This window comes from Sphingomonas gellani (assembly GCF_900110035.1).
GTDB classification, from domain to species: Bacteria; Pseudomonadota; Alphaproteobacteria; order Sphingomonadales; family Sphingomonadaceae; genus Sphingomonas; species Sphingomonas gellani.
Map to the genome: position 1 here is coordinate 306,884 of NZ_FOCF01000004.1, position 23,462 is coordinate 330,345.

Sequence of the window (23,462 nt, forward strand, 5' to 3'; positions counted from 1 at the left end):
CGGGGCGGCGGAGGGTTAAGCCCTTTCATGACAACGCATTCTTCTTCGATACGCCATGTCGCGATCGCGCTGCCGGCCAAGGACGAGGAGGGGTGTTTGCCCGCCTGCCTCACGGCCCTCGATGCTGCGGCGGCGTTTTACGGCGGCCCGGTGACGGTGGTCGTGCTGGCCAACAACTGCACCGATGGCACGGTGGGCACCTTGCGAGCCGCGCGCCTGCGACATGCGCGGCTTGATTGGCGTGCGGTGTCGCTGCTGCCGGGCGCGCGACACGCCGGCTGGGCGCGGCGGCTCGCATTCGATGCGGCGGCGGACCTGCTGGTGCAGCCGGGCGACATCCTCGCTTCCACGGACGCAGATACTTGCGTCGCGCCCGATTGGATCGTGCGGATGCTGGCGCATTGCGATGCCGGGGCGGACGCCGTCGCGGGTCGCGCCCTGACCCGCCGTGCCGACCGCGCCAGCCTGGGTAAGCGGGCGGCCGGACGGCTGAACATGCTGGGCCGCTATTACACCGCGCTCGACTGGCTGCGCGCCGACATGACGCCGGAGGCCCATGATCCCTGGCCCCGGCATTTCTACGAAGGGGGGGCGAGCATCGCGCTGACCCTGGACCTGTATCGGCGCATCGGCGGCGCGCCGACACCCTCGCTGGCCGAGGACCGTGCCCTGTTCGCGGCGGTGCGGGCGGCGGGCGGGCAGGTGCGTCATCCTCTGGACGTGCGGGTGTTCACGTCCAGCCGGCTGGAGGGGCGCGCGCCCGGAGGGATGGCGGATGCGTTCGCCCGCTGGATCGCGCAGGACGAGGGCGAGCCGTTGCACGAAACCTATGCATTTCCCGCCGCGCTGGACCCCGAAAACGCGGTGCCGGCCGATCAGCTCAGCTTTCGCACCCTGCCGACCGCGGTCGCGACCGCTGGCGCGACGATCCGCGCGCGCCGTTCACGCGCGGCGCCACAGGTCCAGCCGATAGCGATCCCGCCGCTCCTCCGCGACGATCTCGACCGCCCGGTCCAGCAGGTGTCGGAGTGTGGCGACGGCGTCGTCCCCGGACTTGGGATAGTCGGTCTCCCCCGTCCAGTGGACCAGCAGCAGGTGGCCGCCTGACGGCACGGCCGTGCGCAAATAGCGCGCCATCCGATCCAGGTCGGCATCGTCCCAGTAATAAACCACCTCCGACAACAGCACGAGGTCGAACGAACCCTCCGGCGCTTCTTCGGGCAGGCGCCGCTTTTCCACGGAAACCTGGGGCAGCGCGGCGCAGCGTCTCCGCGCGGCGGCCAGCGCCGTGTCCGATACGTCGACGGCGAGCAGGCGGTCGCAGCGTGGTGCCAGGCGCTCGGTCAGGACGCCGTTCGCGCACCCCACCTCCAGCACCGACGCGAAGCGGTCGCGCGGCAGGGCGGCCAGCGTGTGGTCGTATTTCGCGCGTTCATAGGGACTGGTCTCGAACTCCCAGGGGTCGCCCTTTTCGCGGTACAGGTCCTCGAAATAATCCGAGTCGATCGATCGTTCACGCCGCATCGCGTAGCTCCAGCAAAAGGGTATGCGTGGCGTCCACCAGCCGCCTCATCGGGCGGGGCAGAACGAAGTGTTGTTCCGCCCCGGTGATCCGGCCGCCGAGCTGCGTGCGATGCTTCTCGAGCGCAACGCGCTGCACGCCGCGCCACCGGGTCGCGGGCAGCGCATGGACGCGTACGCCAGACAGGCGCCGATCCAGGTCCTTCACCGTCCAGCCCCACACCGCATAGAAGAGCGGCCGGGTACGCAGACGCCGCGCCACCACCTCCGCCAGCCATGCCGCCGCTTCGTGGTCGCAATGCGGATCGCCCTGCCAACTCGCCACCACCTGGCGGATGCGGCGACGGCGGCACAGCGCGACCAGACGGCGAACGGTCCGTTCGAACTCGGGACTGTCGGGGGTAAAGGGCGAGGCATCGGACCAGCCCAGCTCGACTGCCGGTCTGTCCAGACCCAGCGTCCGAAGCGCCGCACCGGCCTCCGCCGCACGAACGCGGGCGATCCGGGCGGGTGACCAGTTCGGCGCACCGACATGGCTGCCCGACCCGTCGGTCAGGAACGCGACCGTGACGTCCGCGCGTGCGGCACACAGCCCCGCGATCAGCCCGCCGGCGCCCAGCGTCTCGTCGTCGGGATGCGGTGCCAGCACCAGCCATCCGCCGGACCGGGCCGCAGACCCAGCCGCCATCGGCTGCGCGCGGCGCAACAACCGTCCCCAACTGCTCCGCCCCGTGTTCAACCGTTCCGGGCTCACCACCACGGATCGTCGCCCCAGCAGTCGCCCTCCAACCACGCGGCCGCCGCACGGTCGCGGGCCTGGTCGGGTACCGGCTGGCGCAGATAAAGGCCCAGGTCGCGGGTGATCCGGTCGACGCGGCTGCCATCGAAAAAGGACGCGGTTCCGATCGCCCGCGCTGCGCCCTCCATCGCCTGCAAGGCCGCGTCCTCGACGATGCCACGAGTCATCAGCACATGCGCGATCGCCTCCGGCCGGGCCGCTTCCGCCAGGTGGGCGGCACGCGCGACCCATTGGCCGGCCGATCGCGTGGCGGCGACGGACCGCCCGAAGCGTGCTCGCTGGATCGGGTCGTCGCCCTTGGCCGTGGCGACCAGATGGTCCCGCCAATGGCGCATCAACGCCTCCGCCGCGCCAAGCTGCACAGCCGTGAAGCGCCATGCGCCCGCCGAAAAGCGCGGCTCCCGCTCGTAATCGTCCGGGCCGCCGATCAGCGCCTCCGCGCCGATGGCGATGCCGTCGAAATCATAGATCCCGCTCATCGTGCCACGCATCCCGCGCACCTGCCACGCCGTGTTGTCGGCGCGGGCAGGCTCTGCCGCGATGTCGACCAGCACCATGCGCTTGCGCCTCGTGCCGTCTCGCGCCGTGATCAACGCGCGGTCGAGATGCCCAGCGCCCGTGGCGAAGCTTTTCGCGCCGGTCAGGCGGTATCCGCCGGACGCCGCTTGCAAGGTCATGCCCGGCTGCGGTTCGGTGTTCCACACGCCATAGGTCAGGCCATCCGCCAGGGATCGTTCCAACGCTTGCCGTTGTTCGTCGTCGCCATAGCAACGAACCAGCTGGATCGCGTTGACGTGCCCCTCGAACACGCGACCCAGGCTCAGGTCCGCGCCGCCCACCAGCCGCAATGCGGTGCGCAGGCGATCCACCGCGTCTTCATCCTCGATTGTGGCAAAGGCGGACAGTGCGCCGGCGTCGCCCAGCGCGGCCAGACGCTCCTGCGGGAAGGTTTCCGGGCCATTCTGCCGGTCCCATTCGCGGGCCAGCGCTCGGATCCTGTGCACCGTCGCGTCGGCTCCTGATCCGCCGGTCGTTGTCAGCAATGCTTGGCTCCCCCCTGTGTATGGTCGTTGAGCGCGTCGACAGCCACCATGGTTCCAGCGGCCGCCAGCTAACGCATCAGTTTCGATCAGGCCCCGCGCGCCGCACGGGCGGCGGAGCGCCGGCGCAGCCAGTGGAGCAGGCCGCTGCCGAACAGAAACGCGGGCGTCAGGCCTATCAGCACCGCCAGCATGCGCGTCGCCAGCCCGCAGACCGACCCGTCATGCAGCGGGCGCACCCAGCTGACCCACTGTGTGCCCGTATTGCCGTTCCGCACATCATGCACCGCCAGTATCTTGGCGGAGAACCGGTCGATGAACACATAGCTGCCTGGAAAACGTCGGTGCGGATCGCCGGGCACCTGGAACCGCGCCCTGATCGGCGCATCGGGAGCGCTTGGCATGTCGAAGAAACGCAGCCGGCCGTCGGGCATCGCGCGTTGCGCGACGGCCAGCGCGTGAACGATGTCGATCGGTTCGGCGCGGTGGACGATCGGCTTCGGGTCGGGAATGGCGGTGGGCCTGAACAGCGCCTGCGTCACGGGTGGCAGCGCCAGCAGGACTCCCGTGGCGACCAGCACGAGGAGGAGCCCGAAGCTTGCCAGGCCGGACAGCTTGTGCAGGTCGCGGATGCGGCGGATCGGCGCGGCACCGCGCTTGACCGCGATCGCCTTGCGCCAGGTGCCGCGCGGCCACCACGCCGCCATGCCGCTGACGAGCAGGAACATCATTGCGACGCCTGACCAGCCGACCACCTGTTCCCCCGCCGCCCCGGCGAGCAACTGCATGTGCAGTTCGTAGATCCAGCTCATCAGATAGCCGCCCCAGGGTTCCGCGCGCAGGATGCGGGACCCGTCGGGGGAGAACCACACCATCTCCCGCTCACCCCGATGGCCGGGCGCGGGGTAGTAGCGGGCCTGGATCGGTTCGCCGGCATTGGTCACCTCGAACGACCACTTGCCGCCGGCATCGTGCCAGCGCGCGCGGCCCGTCGCCAGCGCGCGGTCCCATGCGGGCGAGCGCAGGTCGGGCGTAGAACCGGCATGGTCCGAATGGACGGCGGGGTGCAGCGCCGCGTCGATGTCGGTGTAGAACACCAGCATCGATCCCGTCGCGCCGAGCAGCGCGAACAGCAGTCCCAGGCTGAGCCCGAGGCACAGGTGCAGGCGCCGCAGGAGGATGCGCGTACGAGAAGCGGCGGAGCGCGAGGGCGCGTGTAGATTGGCGGTGAGTGCCGCTCGATCTTCGGACTGGTTTCGTGTGCGAGGGATATCCGCACGCACCGTTATCGGCAGGGGGCCTGCTGCGGCCTCGCGGGATTGGACTTGGACCATCGACGGAACTCGCGCCGGCCCGGTGCGCGACACGCACGGGCCCGTGTTCATGGCCGCGCCGAGCGGATCGGCACGGAAGGACGGGTCAGTGCGTCGCCGGCGGCCCGCGCAGGGGTGGGCGAAGATGCGTTCGGCCGACCGGTGCCGGCAGCGGGGCGCCGTGAAGCGCGATGGCCATGACAAAGGCAAGGAACGCGACCAGCTGAATGGGATCGACTGCATCCAGCGCCGCCGCAGACAGCCCGGCAAAGGCGCAGGGCATATCCGGCTTGTCATGGCCGCGCGGTCGATCGTGATCGGGCATGCCGCCATGCATGCTCGCCGCGTCCTCAGCAGGCGCCATGCCCGAACAGACCGTCATGGCGATGCGGCCATGATCGGTTGCGATCATGTAACCGGTCGGCACCAACAGCTTCAGCAGCAGTGTCGCGGCGCAGATCAGCACCGTCAGCTGGCGTTGCGCGAAAAGGTGCCGGATCGCCTGCACGCGCCGGTGCCTACCCACGATCCCGCGCTCTGTCACCCGGTGATCAAAGGCACCGGGAGCCTTTAATCTGAGGGCATCAAGGCATTCGTTCGTCGGCTCCGTCTGGGTGTCAGAAGACATCCGAAGGGGATCGAATTGCTGTACCGTGTGCTTCTCGCGTCATCCGCCACGCTCGCCATGACGGCCGCAGCCTCCGCGCAGACGGTTATCGACACGAAGCGGACCGCCGCCGTGCGTACCTCCACCGTCAAGAACGGCGCCGCCGACAATATCAGCATCGTCGCGGCGGGCAGCATCGTGCCGACGTCCGGCCCGGCGGTGACCATCGACAGCAACAACAGCGTCACCAATGGCGGCACGATCCAGGTCACCGACTCGAACAACGCGACCGGCATCCTGGTCCAGGCGGGGGTGAGCGGCGGCATCACCAACAGCGGCAAGATCATCGTCGACGAAACCTATGCGCCGACCGACGCCGACAAGGACGGCGACCTGGACGGCCCGTTCGCGCAGGGCAGCGGGCGCACCGGCATCCGCACGGCCGGCGCCTTCACCGGCGCGATCGCGAACAGTGGCGAGATAACGGTGAAGGGCAACGATTCCGCCGGCATCTATCTGGGCGGGCCGCTGACCGGCACGGTCTCCAACTCCGGCAAGATCAGCGTGCTGGGCGACCGCACGGTGGGCGTACGCCTCGCTCCGGTGAGTGGCACCGTCACGCTGGGTGGCAGCATCAGCGCGGTTGGACGCGACGCGGTCGGCGCAAGACTGGACGGCGATGTCGGCGGCGCGCTGGTGGTGGAGGGGCTGATCGGCTCGACCGGTTATCGCTACACCACCATGCCGGCCGATCCGTCGAAGCTGGATGCGGACGACCTGTTGCAAGGCGGCTCCGCGCTGATCGTGGCAGGGAACGTGGCCGGCGGGATCACCCTGTCGGGCGCGACCGACAAGCTGGGCGATGTCATCACCTATGGCGCCGCTCCGGCGTTCCAGATCGGGGCCGCCGACCGGGCGGTGGCGATCGGTGCGGTCAGCGGCAGCAACCCCGCGACGGGGCTGGCCATCAACGGCCGGGTCACGGGCAGCGCCGTCTATAGCGGGGTCGCCGCAACGGGGCTGGCGATCGGTGGCTTGGGCGGCCGGGTGACGATCGCGGGCGGCGTGTCGGTCGGCGGCACCGTGCAGGCGGTCGCCAACGCCGCTTCCGCAACGGCGATCCGCTTCGGGGCTGGTGCCACCACGCCGGAATTGAGGATGGGCGGCACGGTCAGCGCCACCGGCGGCGGCATGGCGACGACGCAGTCGGTGGCGGTGCTGATCGACACAGGCGCATCGGTGCCGACGATCCGCAACACCGGGACGATCCGCGCGGCCGCGACGGGCGCCGGTGCGGCGGCGATCGTCGACCGCACCGGGGGCCTGACGCTGATCGAGAACAGCGGGACCATCGCGGCGGCCGGGGCCGATGCGGCGCGCTCCATTGCAATCGACCTGTCGGCGAACACCAGCGGTGCGGTGGTGCGCCAGACCGCCCCCAGCGCCGGCGCGGCACCGACGATCACCGGCGCAATCCGCTTCGGCACCGGCAGCGACCGGCTGGATGTGGCGGCCGGATCGATCGGCGGTGACGTGGCGTTCGGGGCGGGCGACAACCGGCTCGACATGAGCGGCGCGAGCACCTTCGGCGGCACCGCGACCTTTGGCGGCGGCGCCGACACGATCGCGATCGGTGGCACCGCGAGCTTCAACGGAACGGCCGATTTCGCCGGCGGCGGCGCGGATACGCTTGCGATCAGCGGCAAGGGCGTGTTCGCCGGCCGCCTGATCAACGCCCAGAACCTGGCCGTGACGGTCGCTCCCGGCGGCGGCACATTCGCGGTTAGCGGGGGCGCCACGATCGGCTCGCTCGCGCTGGGCGACCAATCGATCCTGTCCGTCGCGCTGGACAAGGCGAACCCGACGGCCAACCTGATCCAGGTCAACGGCGCGACCACGATCGGGGCGGGCAGCCAGTTGGCCCTGCGCGTGGCCGGGGGCGCGGACGTCACGGGGCGCTATGTCGTGCTGCGCTCCGGCACGCTGACGGGCGGCCAGAACCTGACCCTGTCCAACACCGCCGTTCCCTTCCTCTACAAGGGGGCGATCGTGGCGGCGGCGCCGAACGAGATCGCGGTGGACGTGATCCGCAAGGCGAAGACGGAGCTGGGCCTCAATGCCGCGGCGACCAGCGCGTTCGATGCGGTCGACACGGCGATCGGCAGCGACGCGAAGCTCGCCTCCGCGATCCGCGGCATCTATGACGGCGTCGCTTTCCGCGCGGCGATTGACCAGATGCTGCCCAACTATTCTGGCGGCCTGTTCGAAAGCGTCACCCTGGCCTCCCGCGCGGCGGCCTCGCAATTGCGAGAGCCGGCGGGCAGCTATTCCGAAGAAGGCAGCTGGGGCTTCTGGCTCAGCCCGGTCGGATGGGATGCGTCGAAGGACGAACGGCGCACGACCAGCTACGACGTGCGCGGCTGGGGCCTGAGCAGCGGGTTGGAGCGCAAGACCGACATCGGCAATTTCGGCGTCTCGCTCGCCTATCTCAGTGGCCGCGACAAGGAGGGGCTGGCGGTCAACCGCATCAAGCACAAGCAATATGAGGTTGCGGGGTTCTGGCGCGGGCACTGGGGCGGGCTGGCGGCGCAGGTGCGCGGGGCGGCGGCGTTCGTGTCGTTCGACAGCGTCCGCCAGTTCGATGGCGTGCTGGGCACGGAGGCGGTGCAGCGTCGCGCCGATGCCGATTGGGACGGCATGCTGTATTCCGGGTCGGCCGCCGTCTCCTACGAACAGGCGGTCGGGCAGTTCAGCCTGCGCCCGGTCCTGGCGATCGACTATTACAAGCTTAACGAGGACGCCTATCGCGAAACCGGCGGCGGCAACGCATACGACCTAACGGTGCGCAAGCGGAGCAGCGACGAACTGGCCCTGACCGCCAGCCTGGCCGCCGGCATCAACTTCGGCGGGGCTCACCGGTACGACCAGTGGAGCCGGATCGAGGTGGAGGGCGGCCGCCGCGAGCATATCGCGGGCGCGCTGGGCCGTACCACGGCCAGCTTCGGCAGCGGCGCCGCCTTCACGCTCGATCCCGAAAAGCGCGACAGCGGCTGGACCGGCCGCGTGCGCGCGATCACCGGCACCACCGAGATCCGCCTGAGCGGAGAGGTCGGCGCCGAACAACGCCTTGGCGATGTGGCGCTTTCCGCGCGCGCCGCCCTTCAGTTCGCCTTTTAGGCGAAGCACCCGTGCGTCACCCCCCGCACGCGTGCACTACGGGAGCTCCACCGTCCCCACGGTGGAGCTCCTTCTTTCTTGATGACGGTTCGGCTAGACGGCTGGCCATCCACCCCTTGCGACCGGTCAACGTCATGCCGCCCCCCGGATCTCCCACAGGGATCGAGGCCGTCTTCCTCGCCAATCGGGACAAGCTGCTCCGCTTCCTCGCCGCGCGCGGTGCAGGGGATGCGGCCGAGGATCTGGTGCAGGATTTGTGGATCAAGGTGTCGGGGCGGATGGATGGCCCGATCGGCAACCCGGTCGCTTATCTGTTCCGCGCCGCCGACATGCTGATGATCGACCGATATCGCGCGCGTCGGCAGGCGGAGCGGCGCGACCATGACTGGAGCGAGGGGCAGGGGGACACCGAACCACCTGCCGAGCGTGTGATCGCGGCACGGCAGGAGGCGGCGCGGGTTACGGAAACACTGGCGACGCTGGGAACGAGGGTAGAGACGATCTTCCGCCGCGCCCGGATGGATGGCGTGACGCAGCGGCAGATCGCGGCGGAACTGGGGATCAGCGTCAGCACGGTCGAAAGCGACCTGCGCCTCGCCGCCCGTGCGCTCGCGGATCTGAAGGAACGGATGCGATGACCGACCGGCATATCGATGACGAGGCGCTCGGTTGGGCGATCCGCATGGCGGAACCGGACGCCGATTGGGACGCGTTCGTCGCGTGGCTGGAGGGCGATGCCGGCCGCTCCGACCGCTACGACCGCGCAGTCGCGATGCTGGACGATGCGGCGGCGGCGATGACGCGGGAGGCGGTGCCGGCACCAGCGGCCCCGATGCTTGCGGTGCCGTCCCCGATCGTCGCGCGACCCTCGCGGCGGCGGTGGATCGGCGGCGCGATCGCGGCGGCCGTGACCGGCGCGGTCGGGCTGGGCGTGTGGACCCAGATGCCGCAGCCCTATACGGTCCGCACCGCGCCCGGCGAACAGCGCGTCGTAGCTCTGCAGGACGGCAGCAGCATCGCGCTGGCCGGCGCGTCGACGGTGCGGCTGGACCGCCGCGATGCGCGGGTGGCCACGGTCGAGCGCGGCGAGATGCTGTTCGGGGTCCGTCACGATGCCGATCGCCCCTTCGCCGTGCAGGTCGCCGGGCTGAAGGTCGTCGACCTCGGCACGGTGTTCGACGTGAAGACGGCCGCCGGCCACACCCAGGTGGCGGTGGCGGAGGGGGCCGTGATGGTTGATCCCGACGGTGCCGCGATGCGGCTGGGGCCGGGGCAGGCGATGGTCGCGGAGGGAACGACGCTGGAGCGGCGCACCGTGGCGACGGCCGATATCGGCGGATGGCGTCAGGGGCGACTTGCCTATGACGACGCCCCGCTGGCGGAGGTCGCGGCCGATCTGTCGCGGCAGCTGGGCCGGCGGGTCGCGGTGGCTCCGTCGCTAGCCCGCCGAAAATTCCGCGGCACGCTCGACATGGCGACGGTCGGACGGAAGCCGGCGCTGCTCGGCACGCTGCTCGATGTGACCGTGCGACAGGATGCGGAGGGCTGGACGCTGGAGCCGCGCCGGTGAGGATGGTGGGGGGCGCCGTCGCGGCACTCCTGATGGCGGCACCTGCGGCTGCCGAAACGCTGAGCGTCGACCTTCCCGCGGGCAGTGTCGGTCAGCAGGTGATGGCGCTCGGCCGCGTGGCGCGGATCAGCATCGTCGTGCCCGATCCGCGACTATGGTCCCGGCGCGTGCCGGCGCTGCGAGGACGCATGCGCGCTGCCGCAGCCATAGCCCTTATCGCGCGGCACGCGGACGCGCGGGTCGAGGATCTGGGGCCGGGCAGCTGGCGCCTGGTGCCGCGACCCAAGCGCCGGGATGTACAGAGGCCGATCCGCACGGAGCAGGCGCCGCAGCCGCAGACCGGCCCCGACGTGGTCGTCACCGCCAGCAAGCGCGACACCACGCGCGGCCATTTCGCCGGCCAGTTCGCGCGCGTGGCCGGGGCCGATCTGACCTTTGGCGGCGCCGGCGGGACCGAGCGGCTCGCCGACCGGCTGACCAGCGTCGCGTCCACCTATCTGGGGGCGGGCCGCAACAAGCTGTTCATTCGCGGCATCGCCGATTCCAGCTTCACCGGCCCGACCCAGGCGACGGTCGGCCAGTATTTCGGGGATTTGCGGCTCAGCTACAATGCGCCCGATCCCGACTTGCGCCTGTCCGATCTGGCCGCGGTGGAGGTGCTGGAGGGGCCGCAGGGCACGCTGTACGGTGCCGGTTCGCTCGGTGGCCTGATCCGTCTGGTGCCCAATGCCCCCGACCCCTCGCGCTTCAGCGGTTCGGCCATGCTCGGCGGATCGGCCACGCAACATGGTGCTCCGGGTGCGGATACGCAGCTGGTGGCGAACATGCCCGTCATCCGCGATCGCCTCGCCATCCGCATCGTCGCCAACGCCGCGAGCGAGGGCGGTTATATCGACAAGCCTTTGCTCGACCGGACGGACGTCAACCGGACCCGCATCGAAGGGGGGCGCGTCGCCGCCCATCTCGACCTCGCGTCGGGCTGGAGTGCCGAGCTGATCGGCATCGGTCAGCGCATCCGGGGGGCCGACAGCCAATATGCCGACCGTGACGGTCGCCCGCTCACGCGCTCCGCGCCCGTCACGGAGGGCTTCTCGGCCGATTTCGGACAGGCGCAACTGGTTCTTGCCGGGGCGTTCGGCGACGTGCGCTTCCGCTCGACCAGCGGCGTCACCGCGCACGACCTGATGGAGCGGTACGACGCGACCGCGCCGGACCAGCCGATACGGGTGTTCGCGCAAGGCAATCGGACGCGCATGCAGGCGAATGAGACGCGGCTGTGGTCGTCGCGCGCCGACGGTTCGGGCTGGCTGGCGGGGTTCAGCTACATCCAAAGTCGCACTCGCCTGACACGGCTGTACGGTGCGCCGGGTGCCTTGCAGCCGACCACGGGCGTGACCAACGGGATCGCGGAGACGACCCTGTACGGCGAGGGCAGCGTGCGGCTGTTGCCCGGCCTGTTGACGACCGCCGGTCTGCGCGTGACCCGATCGGTGCTCGACGGCGAGGGGGCCGATATCGTGCAGCGCATCACCGCGGTGCAGGCGGCAATGACCGCGCAGCGTGCGCAGACGATCGTCCTGCCGTCCGCATCGGCGCTGATCGACCTGACGCGGGACGTGCAGATGTTCCTGCGCTACCAGCAGGGCTTTCGCCCCGGCGGCCTTGCGATCGAGGGCGATTTCGTCCGACGCTTCCGCAACGACCGGGTCGCGACCATCGAGGCTGGCCTGCGGTGGGGCAGGGCGGGTGCCAATCGTTTCGACGGAGCCCTGACGCTGGCGCATACCTCCTGGCGCGACATCCAGGCGGATTTCATCGACGGGTCGGGCCTGCCGAGTACCGCCAATATCGGCGATGGCCAGCTATGGACGATAGAGGCGACGCTGGGCGCGCAAGTGACCCCGGCGCTGCGCATCGAGGCGGCCGCCTCGTTCAACGACAGCCATATCGACGAGCCATCGACCGTGCGGCTGTTCGATCTGGTCGGCAGCTTCGCGACCGACCCGGCGACAGCGCGCGCGCAGCTTGCCGCCCGGCTGAGCCAGATTCCGAACATCGCCCGCGTCACCGCCCGCGCCGGCGCAGTCTACCAGCGGCCGTTGGCGGGGGGCAGGGACATGAAGGTCGATGGCTGGGTCCGCTATGTCGGCCAGTCCCGGCTGGGCGTCGGCCCGACGCTGGGGCAGGCGCAGGGAAGCTATCTCGACAGCGGCGTCACCGCACGTCTGGGGCTCGGCGCGTTCGGCATCAGCATGGGCGTCACGAACCTGGCCAATGTGCGCGGCAACCGCTTCGCGCTGGGCACGCCGTTCACGACCGGCCGCGCTCAGGTGACGCCCCTGCGTCCCCGGACGGTGCGCGTGGGCCTGGACGCGGCGTTCTGAACGGCGCGTCGGTCTTTCACCTGCCGGTCGAGGGACCATCGGCCGAATAGCCGAGCTGTTCCGAAATGCGCCTGGTGGTCTCCAGGAGCAGCACGCGCGCTTCCTCGACCGATACGAGTTGCGACCCGTCGATCAGCTCCAGATAGGGGATGGTCAGGGCCGCCATGAACTCACCGTCGAACCCCATCACCGGGCCGCCGATATCGGTCACCCCGCGCGTGATCGGGCTGACGCGTGAGTAGAAGCCGTCGCGACGGATGTCCTCCAGCCGCTTGAGCAAGGCGGGTCGGCCGATGGGCGCCGCCGCGATCATCTCCGCGCGATCCAGCATCCGTTCCGCGACGGAAAGTGTTGAAAAGGCCAGGATCACGCCGCCCGAACAGCTTCGCAGCAACTCGATCGAGGCGCCCACGCGCAGCGCGAAGCCGCGGATCCCGGGGTTCTCTTCGCGCGCGATCACCAGTCCCTCGCCATTCTTCGGCACGACCAGATGGCAGGACTGGCCGGTCGCCAGCGCCAGCCGCTGCATCTCGGGCTGCGCCGCCTGGACCAGGCCATGGGCAGGGGTGGCGCGGTATGCCACGTCCAGGAACTTGTAGGTGACGGTATACCGGTCATCGACCGGCGACTTCTGCAGATAGCCGGCATCCTCCATCACCACGATGATGCGGAACAGCTCGCCCAGCGATCGACCCAGCGCCACCGCCATCTCGCTCGCCAGCAAACCCTTGGGCTCGTCGGCAAGCAGTTCGATGATCATGAACGCCTTGTCGAGCGCGGGCGCCGCATATTGCCGCTTCCGTTCCTTGCCACCTGTCGCCATCGGGGGAGCAGTCCTTCACCTTGCCGCGTCGCCGATCGGGCCGGCCACGCGCAACGATCCTGCCGTGAATGGAGCGGTTTTGCGAGGGGGGCGCGAGAACGACGCGGATACGCTCTGCGAGCGCGAGGCGGCGGGTCAGATTTGCACGATGGCCTTCATGACGTGGTCCGCGTCCGCGATGAGCTGCGGCATGCGCGTCGGCAGCTCGTCCGCCGTGACGACATGGGTGTGCAGCGCGTCGGTCGGGATCGCGCCATCGCGGATCGCGGCGATGACGCGGTCGAAGTCGGGCGGCAGGGCATTGCGGCTCGCGATCAGCGTCGTCTCCCGCTTGTGGAATTCGGGATCGGGAAAGACGAGGTCGTCCTTCACCACGCTGACCAGCACATAGCTGCCGCCATGGGCGACATAGCCCAGCCCCGCACGCATCGCGTGGATGTTGCCCGTCGCATCGAAAACGCAGTCGAACAGGGCACCCCCCGTCTTCTCGACGAGGAGGTCGGGGGTGTCCGGACCCACCAGCATCACGTCCGCGAAGCCCAGATGATCCCGCGCCCGGTCCAGGCGGGTGCGGCGTGTGTCGATCAGCGTCACGGCCGCGCCGTCCAGCCGGGCGAACAGCCCCGTCGCGACGCCGATCGGTCCTGCTCCCACGATCAGCACGCGATCGTCCGGCTGCAGCCGCGCCCGCGCGACCGCATGGGCGCCGATGGCGAGGAACTCCACCATCGCCGCCTGATCCAGCGACAGACCGGCGGCATCGACAATCGCGCTTTCCGGCACCGCGACCTGTTCGCACAGGCCGCCATCGGTGTGGACGCCCAGCACCGCGATGCGGGAGCAGCAATTGGGCTTGCCCCGCCCGCAGGCGTGACAGGTGCCGCATGCGAGATAGGGGTTGATCGTCACGATCTGTCCCGGCCGCAGCGTCGATCCCGCCGGAGCCTCCAGAATCTCGCCCGCGAGTTCATGGCCCATGACGCGCGGGTAGCTGAGAAACGGCTGGTTGCCGCCATAGATGTGGTAATCCGTGCCGCACAGGCCGACGCGACGGATGCGTACCAGCACATCCCCCGCGCCCCGCACCGGCACGGCGCGCTCCACCAGCTGGAGGTCGAAAGGCGTTTCACAGACAACAGCCTTCACCGGACACTCCAACGATCGGGTAGCGATATTCAATAGCATATTTGATAGCGGACACGTCTATCTGAAAGTGCGGCACCGTGATAGGGTCTGACGCTCCGGAAAGCGCCTGTCAGGAGACCCTTGTTGATACCCGCGCTGCGCCTGCATCCCGATGACGACGTCGCCGTGCTGCTGGAGCATGCGCCGGTTGGCAGCGTCGTCCTTTCGGTGAACGTGCGGGACGCGATCGACGCCGGTCACAAGGTTGCGCTTCACGACATCAATCATGGCGCGACCGTGAGGAAATACGGCCAGTCGATCGGTGTCGCCACGCAACCGATCAGGGCGGGCGATCACGTTCACAGCCACAACCTGTCGGTGGGGCAGGGGAGCGCCAGCCCTAGCGCGGCAGGCGGATCACGCCCGGCCCGTCACCAGCCCGGCGGAATGACCTTTCAGGGCTATCGTCGCGCCGACGGTCGGGTCGGCACGCGCAACTATATCGGCGTCATCGCCAGCGTGAACTGTTCGGCCACGGTGGTGCGCCGCATCGCTCGCCACTTCGAGGACCGCGACCTCCCCGGCATCGACGGGGTCGTGCCCATCACCCATTCCAGCGGGTGCGGCATGTCCAAGACCGGCGAGGGGATCGACGTGCTGGAACGCACGCTGACCGGCTATGCCGCGAACCCTAACTTCGCCGCCGTCCTGATGATCGGCCTGGGCTGCGAGGTCGCGCAGGCGGGGGAGATGGTGGAACGGCACGGGCTGGTTCCGGGCGAGCGGCTGCGCCTGTTGACCATACAGGAAGCTGGCGGAACCGCCGCCGCGATCACGGCGGGGATCGACATCTTCCAGGACCTGATTGCCGTCGCGGCGACGGATCGTCGTGAGGCGGTGTCCGCATCGGAACTGGTGCTGGGGCTGCAATGCGGCGGATCGGACGGCTGGTCCGGCGTCACCGCCAACCCGGCGCTCGGCGTGGCGGCGGACCTGCTGGTGGCAGAGGGTGCGACGGTTCTGCTGTCCGAAACACCCGAAATCTCCGGTGCCGAACACCTGCTTCTGGAGCGCGCCACGACACCAGCCGTCGCGGCGGCGCTGCGCGCGCGGTTGGACTGGTGGGAAGCCTATGCCGCCCGCAACGGGGCGAGCCTCGACAACAACCCGTCGCCCGGCAACAAGGCGGGCGGCCTGACGACCATCTACGAAAAGTCGCTGGGTGCGGTCGCAAAGGCGGGAACGTCGCCGCTGAACGATGTGACCTTATACGCCCAGCGCTCCGCCGCGCGCGGGTTGGTGTTCATGGACTCGCCCGGCTACGATCCCTGCTCCGCGACCGGTCAGGTCGCAGCGGGCGCGAACCTGCTGGCGTTCACCACCGGTCGCGGGTCGGTGTTCGGTGCGAAGCCGACACCGTGCCTGAAGATCGCGTCCAATGCCGAACTGGCGCGGCGGATGGCGGACGACATGGATGTCGATGCCTCTCCGATCCTGACAGGGATCCCGATCGAGACGATCGGTCGGGAGATCGTCGGCAGCCTGCTCGCGGTCGCATCGGGCAGGCCGACCAAGTCCGAGGGGCTGGGTGTGGGCGATCACGAGTTCGTGCCATGGCAGCTCGGCGCCTGGATGTAGCCGATGGCCACCCCGCTGCGTCTCGGCGCGATCTCATGCGTCCCTTCGTGCTTGTATGGGTGACTTTAGCTGGTATCGTTACCAGATAAGAATGGGCGCAGGAGACAGGGATGCCGCGGACGATCGCCACCGCTTCTTTATCCGTCGCCGGTCGCCTGGCTCGCGGAATCATGACCTCCGCCCCAGCCGCTTGCGACACCGGTATCGACCTCCGCCCGCTTTTCGGACCGGTGCCGAAGCATCCGTCCGTTATCCGCATGATGAGCGTGCCGGTCACGATACAGCCTGACGCGACCGTTGGCGGGGGGAAGTAATGGCGTTCACCCGACGCGAGACGATGGCGATCGCTGCCGCCTCTACGGCTGTGGCTGCAGTCGGGACCGGCAAGGCGTCCGCGCGATCGACGGCGGACACGCCGCGATTATGGTACCGGCAGCCCGCAACCGTGTGGACCGAGGCCCTGCCCATCGGCAACGGCGTGCTCGGCGCGATGGTGTTCGGCGGCACCGGGCATGAGCGGCTGCAACTGAATGAGGGAACGCTGTGGGCGGGCGGCCCCTACGATCCGGTCAACCCGGCCGCCAAGGCGGCGTTTCCTCGGGTACGCCAACTGGTCTTCGCCGACAGGATCGAAGAAGCGGAGAAACTGGTCAACGCGGCGTTGATCGGCACCCCGGCAAAGCAGATGCCGTACCAGGCGCTCGGCGACCTGGTGCTGGATTTCCCGGGCCTGGGCGAAGTGTCGGACTACCGCCGTGAACTGGACCTTGCGACCGCGATGGCCACCACGCGCTTCGTTGCAGATGGCCGCGAGCATGTCCGACAGGTGATCGCATCGCCGGGCGACAAGGTGATCGCCATCCGGCTGAGCGCGTCCGGTCGCGGCAAGCTGGCCGTCGACATCATGCTCACCTCTCCGCAAGTGGGAGCGACCAGCCGGGCCGATGGCGTGTCGGGGCTGTTGTTGAGCGGACGGAACGGCGCGGCGGAGAGTGTGCCGGGTGCGTTGACCTTTGCGGCACGCCTGCTGGCTGTGAACGAGGGCGGGCAGGTCACAGTCACGCCCGAGGGCAGGCTGTCGATCCGCGGCGCGGACGCGGTCACGCTGCTGCTGTCGATGGCGACCAGCTTTCGCCGGTTCGACGATGTGTCGGGCGATCCGCTGGTGCTGACCGCCGCAGCGATCGCGCACGCCCGGTCGCGGCCCTTCGCGCGCATCGCCGCCGACGCCAGCGCCGCGCATGATCGCCTGTTCCGTCGCGTCTCTATCGATCTGGGCAGCTCGGCCGCTGCCCATGCGCCGACCGACGAGCGGATCAGGGCGTCGCAGAGCGCGGACGATCCGGCACTGGCGGCGCTGTACTTCAACTATGGCCGCTATCTGCTGATCGCCTGTTCTCAGCCGGGGGGGCAGGCCGCGACGTTACAGGGGCTGTGGAACGACAGCCTGCGGCCACCATGGGAGTCGAAGTACACGATCAACATCAACACGGAGATGAATTACTGGCCGGCGCACAGCACCAATCTTGCCGAATGCGCCGAGCCGCTGGTCCGCCTTGTCCGCGAACTGGCGATCACGGGAGAGCGGACGGCGCGTGAGATGTACGGCGCGCGCGGATGGGTCGCGCATCACAACACCGATATCTGGCGCGCGACCGCCCCGATCGACGGCGCGCCATGGGGCATGTGGCCGACGGGTGGCGCGTGGCTGTGCACCCATTTGTGGGAGCATTATGACTACACGCGCGACCTGGATTTCCTGCGCTCCGTGTATCCGCTGCTGGCCGGGTCGGCGCGCTTTTTCCTGGACACGCTGCAGGTCGATCCGCGCACCGGCTATCTGGTCACCAACCCGTCCCTCAGCCCGGAAAACCAGCACGGCCATGGTGGTTCGCTATGCGCCGGACCCACCATGGACATGGCGATCCTGCGCGACCTGTTCGCCCAGACCAGCGAGGCCGCGGCGCTGATGGGCAGCGACCCGGCCATGATCGTGGAGATGCGCGCGGCAAGCGCACGGCTGGCCCCGTACAAGATCGGCCGACAGGGTCAGTTGCAGGAATGGCAGCAGGATTGGGACGCCGACGCGCCGGAACAGAATCACCGCCACGTTTCCCACCTCTACGGCCTCTATCCGTCGCACCAGATCAGCCCGGACGGGACGCCGGCGCTGGCGGCGGCCGCACGGCGCAGCCTGGAACTGCGCGGCGATCGCGCGACCGGTTGGGCGACGGCGTGGCGGATCAACCTGTGGGCGCGGCTGCGGCAGGGGGATCACGCGCATGACATCCTGCGCTTCCTGCTGGGGTCGGAGCGGACATATCCCAACATGTTCGACGCGCACCCGCCCTTCCAGATCGACGGCAATTTCGGTGGCACTGCGGGGATCGTGGAGATGCTGATGCAGAGCAGGGGCGACGTAATCGACCTGTTGCCCGCCCTGCCGCGAAGCTGGCCCAGCGGCAGCATCACCGGCCTGTGCGCGCGGGGCGCGTGCGGCGTCGACCTCAGCTGGCGTTCCGGCAGGGTGGCGCGGGTCACGCTTCGGCCGCGGATCGCCGGCCAGCGGACCGTATCCGCGGGCGGTAAGAGCGTGACGGTTTCGCTGACCCCGAGCCGGCCGCTGACCCTGAGCGGTCGTGCGTTCGCGTGACCTGGGCGCGGGCCTCCTCGGTGGCCGCCGCAGCATGACGGCCGGCACAGCCATGCCAGCGCGCCCGGATACAGGCCGTTGACCATGCCGCCGACGCCATCGTCAGCCTGGGACGTCAACACGCGACGCGCCAAGCTCCTGAACCGACTAAAGCAAAGCGGCCCCTTCGGTTTCGGCGCATCCTCGCTCGGCAATCTGTACGACGAGGTGAGCGACATGGCGGCGGTCGAGGCCGTCGATGCGGCCTGGTCGCTGGGCGTGCGCTGTTTCGATACGGCACCCTTTTACGGATATGGCCTGAGCGAACGGCGACTGGGCCTGTCGCTGCGACATCGGCCGCGTGACGAGTACCTGTTGTCGACAAAGGCCGGGCGTCTGCTGGTGCCGACGGAGCACGCGGGCACGACCGACGGTTTTCGGTCGGCACTGCCGTTCAGGCCGGTGTTCGACTACAGCTATGACGGCGTCATGCGATCCGTCGAGCAAAGCCTGGGACGGCTCGGCCTGGCTCGCATCGACATCCTGCTGCTGCACGATCTCGGCCGCGCGACGCATGGAGCCGATCATGCGCGCTACTTCGATCAGGCAGTCTCGGGCGGGTTCCGCGCCCTGGCGGAGCTTCGCGACACCGGCGTGGTCGATGCGATAGGACTGGGCGTCAACGAGGTCGAGGTTTGCGCCGAAAGCATGCGCCATGTCGATGTCGACCTGTTCCTGATCGCCGGCCGGATGACCCTGCTGGATCAAAGCGCCCATGCCTTGTTTGATCGCTGCCACGCGGCCGGGATCGGCATCGTCGCGGCCGGCGTGTTCAGCTCCGGCATTCTCGCGACCGGCTCGGCCGACGCGCACGCGCACCATGACTATGCGCCAGCCTCCGCGACCGTGCGCGCACGGGTTGCCGCGATCGAGCAGGTGTGCCGCCGACACGACGTTCCGCTGCCCGCAGTGGCGCTCGCCTTCGCCGCCTTGCATCCGGCAGTGACACAGACGCTGGTCGGGCTACGCTCCGCCGATCAGGTGCATCGCACAGCGGCGTTACGGAGCATGACGATCCCGCCCGCGTTGTGGCAGGAATTGCACATGCGCGATCCGCTCGCGGCCCCATTGCCGATGGCGTGCGGCTGACGATCGGACGATCAGGAGGACCAGCTTGCCCATTAATCCCGGTCCCTTAACGGCTCAGCCCGGGCCATCGTCGGGCACGTTCGTCCTGAAGGGGTTCCGCTGGGGCTTCGCGTTGATCGTCGCCCTGTTCTTCCTGTGGGCGATCGCGAACAACTTCAACGACATCCTGATCCGGCAATTCCAGAAATCGCTCGGCCTGACGCGCGCGGAGGCCGGGTTTATCCAATTCGTCTTCTACATCGGCTATTTCGTCGTCGCCCTGCCGGCGGGGCTGTTGACCCGGCGTCTCGGCTATCGCGCCGGAGTTCTGGTCGGGCTGGGGCTGTACGCGACCGGCGCGCTGTTGTTCTATCCGGCCTCTCTCGCGCTCAGCTATCCGATGTTCCTGTTCGCGCTGTTCGTCATTGCGTCGGGCGCGGCCTGCCTGGAGACCACGGCCAACGCCTATATCGGCGCGTTCGGCAGCGCGTCGACCGCGGTGCAGCGGCTGAACCTGGCGCAGGCATTCAACGGGCTGGGGGCCTTTATCGCCCCGATCGTCGGCGGCCTGCTGATCTTTTCAGGCGTCGAGCATTCGGCGACCGCCCTTGCGAGCATGACACCGGCGGAGCTTGCCGCATACCGGGCCGCCGAAGCATCCACCGTGCAACTGCCCTATGTCCTGCTGGCGGTCGTCGCGCTGGCGATCGCGGGCGCGGTGACGCTGGCGCGCCTGCCCGACCTGCGCGTCGCGAACCCCGCGCCGCTGGGGCCGCAGGTTGCCCGGCTGTTGCGCCATCGTGCGCTGCGCGGTGCGATCGTGGCGCAATTCTTCTATGTCGGCGCGCAGGTCGGCATCTGGAGTTTCTTCATCGATTTCGTGAAGGACGTGCGGCCCGAGGTCAGCGAGCGCAACGCCGCTTATATGCTGTCCGCCAGCCTGCTGCTCTTCACGGCCGGGCGCTTCATCGGCACCGGATTGATGAGCCGTGTGCGGCCCGCAACCCTGCTCGGCGTTTACGCGGTGGCCAACGTGGTGCTGTGCGCGATTGCGGCGAGCGGGATGGAATGGGCGGCGGTCGTCGCGCTGATGCTGACCAGCTTCTTCATGTCGATCATGTTCCCGACGATCTTCGCGCTGGGTGTCGAGGATCTGGGTGAGGCGCGGCCGCTCGGGTCGTCGTCCATCATCATGGCAATCATCGGCGGCGCGGTGTTTCCGCCGCTGATGGGGCTGTTGGCGGGGGGCGGGGCGGGGATGCCGGGCGCGCTGGTGCTGCCGCTCGCCTGCTTCGTCGTCATTGCCGTCTACGCGCATCGCGTGCGGCGTGCCGCCTTGCGTGAGGATGTTGCGCGATGATCGACGCGCATCAACACTTCTGGTCACTGGCTACGCCGGGGCATGAATGGCCTACAAAGGCCGAGAGAGCCATTTACCGCGACTTTGGTCCGAAGGACCTGTCGACGGAGGCGGAGGGTCTGCCGCTCCGCGCGACGATCCTGGTGCAATCGCAGCCGACCGACGCGGACACCGACTGGATGCTCGCCCTTGCCGATCGGACGCCGATGGTCGCGGGCGTGGTCGGTTGGGTCGATCTGCAATCGGCGCACGCACCCGCAAGGATCGCAGCGCTGGCAGGTCATCCCAAGCTGCGTTCGCTGCGCCCGATGCTTCAGTCGATCCCGGCGACCGACTGGCTGCTGGCGGACGACCTCGCCCCGGCGATCCGCGCGATGATCGCGCATGGCCTCCGCCTGGATGCCCTGGTGCAGCCCCGTCACCTGCCGATGCTGGCGACCTTCGCGGCGCGCTGGCCCGACCTGCCGATCGTGATCGACCATGCGGCAAAGCCCTTTGCCAGGGATGGAATGCTGGACCCCTGGCGGGAGGACATCGCGGCGCTGGCGAAGCGTGGCCTGTGGTGCAAGCTGTCGGGGCTCCGCACCGAACAGGGCGCGGGGCAGCCGTCCAGCGATTTGCAGCCCTATGTCGATCATCTCGTGCGCAGCTTCGGCGATCGGTTGATGTGGGGAAGCGACTGGCCGGTCCTGCTGATGGCTGGCGACACGTACCGGGACTGGGCGGAGGGGGGCGACGCGATGACCGGCCTGGTGGGACCGGCGCGCGAGCGGCTGTTTTCGGGCGCGGCCGCCGAATTCTACGGGCTGCACGGGGCGTGATGGTCATTCCGCCACGCGGAAGTCGTCCAACCATTGCGCGGGTGCTTCTCACGGCGCGAGACAATGGAACGCGAGGTAGGCAGGGCAGCCGGGCTGAGTCTCCGGTCGTCTTCTCGGCGGCCCTGAGACAAGGCTCATGCCACCCCACGCCGCTGCGGAACGGCTGCTGGCGCGCGGCAGGCGATGGCAGCGGCCCCACTATGGGTCGCCATGCTGATCGCCGGCGGCTTCGCGGCGCAAGCGAGGCCAAGCCATCATGGCGTCTAGTCGGATGACGGTCTGCGGCGAACCCGCCGGAGCGTTCCATCGCCTCGCACGGATAGATAAATGACAAGGCCCTGCATCGTCCAGTTCGGCACCAGCCGCTTCCTGCAGGCGCATGTCGACCTCTTCGCCTCCGAAGCGATGGCGGAGGGGCAGGATGTCCCGCCTATCATCGTCGTCCAGACCACCGGCGACCCGGCACGTGCGGGGCGGATCGGCGCCTTCGGCAGGCCGGAAGGGTATCCGGTGTTGATCCGCGGGTTGGGGGAGGGGGGTGCGCGCATCGACCGTACCGTCACGGTGACAAGCATCGCACGCGGCCTGTCCGCCGCACGGGACTGGGCGGACCTGGAAACGTTGTTCGTCGAGCGTGCCTGCTACGTTGCCTGCAACACCGGCGACAGCGGCTATCAGGTCGACCCGGCGGACAGGGCGCCGACCGTGCTGGATGGCGGCAATCCGCCGCGCAGCTTTCCCGCCATGCTGCTCGCGCTGCTGCACGCGCGCTGGCGGGCCGGGGGAGCGCCAGTCACGCTGTTCCCCTGCGAGTTGGTGCTGCGGAACGGCGATGTGCTGAGGCGTACCGTCGTCGATCTGGCGCGTGCTGTCGGCGGGGAGGACGCATTCCTACGCTGGCTCGAAGGCGCGTGCCATTGGGTCAACACGCTGGTCGATCGCATCGTCTCCGAACCGATCGAGCCCGTCGGTGCGGTGACGGAGCCCTATGCGCTGTGGGCCGTGGAGGATCAGCCGGGATTGGTCATGCCGTTCACGCATGCCGCTGTGGTCATGACGAACGATCTCGACAGATACGAGCGGCTGAAGCTGCATATCCTCAACCTCGGCCACAGTTGGCTGGCGCAGCGCTGGATCGATGCGGGAAGGTCGGCGGGTGCGACGGTGCGCCAGATGGTGGCCGATCCGGCGACGCGTGCTGCGCTCGAACGGCTTTACGGGCAGGAGGTGGTGCCGGGTTTCGCCGCGCATAGGTTGGGGGAGGCGGCGTCGGCCTATGTCGCACAGACCATGCCGCGGTTCGACAACCCGTTCCTTGACCACCGCTTGTCCGACATCGCGGACAACCACGCGGCGAAGGGGGCGAAGCGGGTCGGCGCCTTTCTGGAATGGGTTGCGGGCGCCGACGAGCCTCCGGCAATGCCCGAACTTTCCTCCTTCGCGGCACGAACGCGGGGTGCGGCCGGCGTGGAACCGGACGGCATGCAAATCCGGTAAGCGGCTCGCACGTGCCTTCGTGACAGC

17 protein-coding genes and 1 pseudogene are annotated in these 23,462 nt (G+C 69.0%); 11 read left to right on the plus strand and 7 right to left on the minus strand.

The window, feature by feature from the left end:
- Positions 1–27: 27 nt before the first annotated feature.
- A pseudogene (locus BMX37_RS19495) lies at positions 28–465 on the plus strand (glycosyltransferase family 2 protein); the annotation flags it as partial.
- A gap of 477 nt (positions 466–942) precedes the next feature.
- Here the strand turns inward: BMX37_RS19495 and BMX37_RS10090 are convergent.
- The 5 genes from BMX37_RS10090 to BMX37_RS10105 all read right to left on the minus strand — a co-directional run bounded on the left by BMX37_RS10090 (position 943) and on the right by BMX37_RS10105 (position 5,199).
- On the minus strand, positions 943–1,524 hold the full coding sequence (locus BMX37_RS10090) for a class I SAM-dependent DNA methyltransferase (protein WP_093665594.1): 582 nt from the start codon (positions 1,522–1,524) through the stop codon (positions 943–945).
- Positions 1,514–2,209, minus strand: a complete 696-nt coding sequence (locus BMX37_RS18795) for a PIG-L deacetylase family protein (protein WP_170841918.1) — start codon at positions 2,207–2,209, stop codon at positions 1,514–1,516. The genes BMX37_RS10090 and BMX37_RS18795 overlap by 11 nt, the downstream gene beginning before the upstream one ends.
- Before the next feature lie 62 nt (positions 2,210–2,271).
- Positions 2,272–3,324 carry an acyl-CoA dehydrogenase family protein gene (locus BMX37_RS18800; protein ID WP_170841919.1) on the minus strand — a complete coding sequence of 351 codons (1,053 nt, stop codon included), beginning with the start codon at positions 3,322–3,324 and terminating at the stop codon, positions 2,272–2,274.
- Between the two features lie 125 nt (positions 3,325–3,449).
- Positions 3,450–4,643 carry a PepSY-associated TM helix domain-containing protein gene (locus BMX37_RS10100; RefSeq protein WP_170841920.1) on the minus strand — a complete coding sequence of 398 codons (1,194 nt, stop codon included), beginning with the start codon at positions 4,641–4,643 and terminating at the stop codon, positions 3,450–3,452.
- Positions 4,644–4,779: 136 nt separating this feature from the next.
- On the minus strand, positions 4,780–5,199 hold the full coding sequence (locus BMX37_RS10105) for a hypothetical protein (protein WP_244501517.1): 420 nt from the start codon (positions 5,197–5,199) through the stop codon (positions 4,780–4,782).
- A gap of 117 nt (positions 5,200–5,316) precedes the next feature.
- On the opposite strand from BMX37_RS10105, the gene BMX37_RS10110 reads away from it, so the two are divergent.
- The 4 genes from BMX37_RS10110 (at position 5,317) to BMX37_RS10125 (ending at position 12,411) form a co-directional block, all read left to right on the plus strand.
- Positions 5,317–8,457 (plus strand): autotransporter outer membrane beta-barrel domain-containing protein, encoded by a 3,141-nt coding sequence (locus BMX37_RS10110; RefSeq protein WP_342027855.1) that lies wholly within the window; start codon positions 5,317–5,319, stop codon positions 8,455–8,457.
- 134 nt (positions 8,458–8,591) lie between these two features.
- Positions 8,592–9,095 (plus strand): RNA polymerase sigma factor, encoded by a 504-nt coding sequence (locus tag BMX37_RS10115; protein ID WP_093665597.1) that lies wholly within the window; start codon positions 8,592–8,594, stop codon positions 9,093–9,095.
- Positions 9,092–10,027: a FecR family protein gene (locus BMX37_RS10120; RefSeq protein WP_093665598.1), complete on the plus strand. Its 936-nt coding sequence runs from the start codon at positions 9,092–9,094 to the stop codon at positions 10,025–10,027. Before BMX37_RS10115 ends, BMX37_RS10120 begins: the two co-directional genes overlap by 4 nt.
- Before the next feature lie 2 nt (positions 10,028–10,029).
- Entirely contained in the window at positions 10,030–12,411 is a 2,382-nt protein-coding gene (locus BMX37_RS10125) for a TonB-dependent receptor (protein WP_093665599.1), read from the plus strand.
- Positions 12,412–12,427: 16 nt separating this feature from the next.
- On the opposite strand, the gene BMX37_RS10130 is transcribed toward BMX37_RS10125, so the two are convergent.
- Entirely contained in the window at positions 12,428–13,234 is an 807-nt protein-coding gene (locus BMX37_RS10130) for an IclR family transcriptional regulator (protein WP_093665600.1), read from the minus strand.
- A 135-nt stretch (positions 13,235–13,369) separates the two neighbouring features.
- Entirely contained in the window at positions 13,370–14,380 is a 1,011-nt protein-coding gene (locus BMX37_RS10135) for a zinc-binding alcohol dehydrogenase family protein (protein WP_212611427.1), read from the minus strand.
- Positions 14,381–14,503: 123 nt separating this feature from the next.
- Between BMX37_RS10135 and BMX37_RS10140 the strand changes: the two genes are divergently transcribed.
- The 6 genes from BMX37_RS10140 to BMX37_RS10170 all read left to right on the plus strand — a co-directional run bounded on the left by BMX37_RS10140 (position 14,504) and on the right by BMX37_RS10170 (position 23,435).
- Positions 14,504–15,997, plus strand: a complete 1,494-nt coding sequence (locus BMX37_RS10140) for a UxaA family hydrolase (RefSeq protein ID WP_244501518.1) — start codon at positions 14,504–14,506, stop codon at positions 15,995–15,997.
- A gap of 313 nt (positions 15,998–16,310) precedes the next feature.
- Entirely contained in the window at positions 16,311–18,650 is a 2,340-nt protein-coding gene (locus BMX37_RS10150; RefSeq protein WP_093665604.1) for a glycoside hydrolase family 95 protein, read from the plus strand.
- A gap of 84 nt (positions 18,651–18,734) precedes the next feature.
- On the plus strand, positions 18,735–19,778 hold the full coding sequence (locus tag BMX37_RS10155; protein ID WP_093665605.1) for an aldo/keto reductase: 1,044 nt from the start codon (positions 18,735–18,737) through the stop codon (positions 19,776–19,778).
- A 25-nt stretch (positions 19,779–19,803) separates the two neighbouring features.
- Positions 19,804–21,117 carry an L-fucose:H+ symporter permease gene (fucP, locus tag BMX37_RS10160; RefSeq protein WP_244501519.1) on the plus strand — a complete coding sequence of 438 codons (1,314 nt, stop codon included), beginning with the start codon at positions 19,804–19,806 and terminating at the stop codon, positions 21,115–21,117.
- Positions 21,114–21,938 (plus strand): amidohydrolase family protein, encoded by an 825-nt coding sequence (locus BMX37_RS10165; protein WP_093665606.1) that lies wholly within the window; start codon positions 21,114–21,116, stop codon positions 21,936–21,938. The genes fucP and BMX37_RS10165 overlap by 4 nt, the downstream gene beginning before the upstream one ends.
- 327 nt (positions 21,939–22,265) lie before the next feature.
- Positions 22,266–23,435 (plus strand): mannitol dehydrogenase family protein, encoded by a 1,170-nt coding sequence (locus BMX37_RS10170; protein ID WP_093665607.1) that lies wholly within the window; start codon positions 22,266–22,268, stop codon positions 23,433–23,435.
- The last annotated feature ends 27 nt before the right edge of the window (positions 23,436–23,462 follow it).

Bases quoted from the DNA above. Each gene is read 5' to 3' on its own strand.
- BMX37_RS10130 (WP_093665600.1), bottom strand. From the start codon at position 13,234: ATGGCGACAGGTGGCAAGGAACGGAAGCGGCAATATGCGGCGCCCGCG.
- BMX37_RS10155 (WP_093665605.1), top strand. From the start codon at position 18,735: ATGCCGCCGACGCCATCGTCAGCCTGGGACGTCAACACGCGACGCGCC.
- BMX37_RS10120 (WP_093665598.1), top strand. From the start codon at position 9,092: ATGACCGACCGGCATATCGATGACGAGGCGCTCGGTTGGGCGATCCGC.
- BMX37_RS10165 (WP_093665606.1), top strand. From the start codon at position 21,114: ATGATCGACGCGCATCAACACTTCTGGTCACTGGCTACGCCGGGGCAT.
- BMX37_RS10150 (WP_093665604.1), top strand. From the start codon at position 16,311: ATGGCGTTCACCCGACGCGAGACGATGGCGATCGCTGCCGCCTCTACG.
- BMX37_RS10125 (WP_093665599.1), top strand. From the start codon at position 10,030: ATGGTGGGGGGCGCCGTCGCGGCACTCCTGATGGCGGCACCTGCGGCT.
- BMX37_RS10090 (WP_093665594.1), bottom strand. From the start codon at position 1,524: ATGCGGCGTGAACGATCGATCGACTCGGATTATTTCGAGGACCTGTAC.
- BMX37_RS10170 (WP_093665607.1), top strand. From the start codon at position 22,266: ATGACAAGGCCCTGCATCGTCCAGTTCGGCACCAGCCGCTTCCTGCAG.
- BMX37_RS10115 (WP_093665597.1), top strand. From the start codon at position 8,592: ATGCCGCCCCCCGGATCTCCCACAGGGATCGAGGCCGTCTTCCTCGCC.
- BMX37_RS18795 (WP_170841918.1), bottom strand. From the start codon at position 2,209: ATGGCGGCTGGGTCTGCGGCCCGGTCCGGCGGATGGCTGGTGCTGGCA.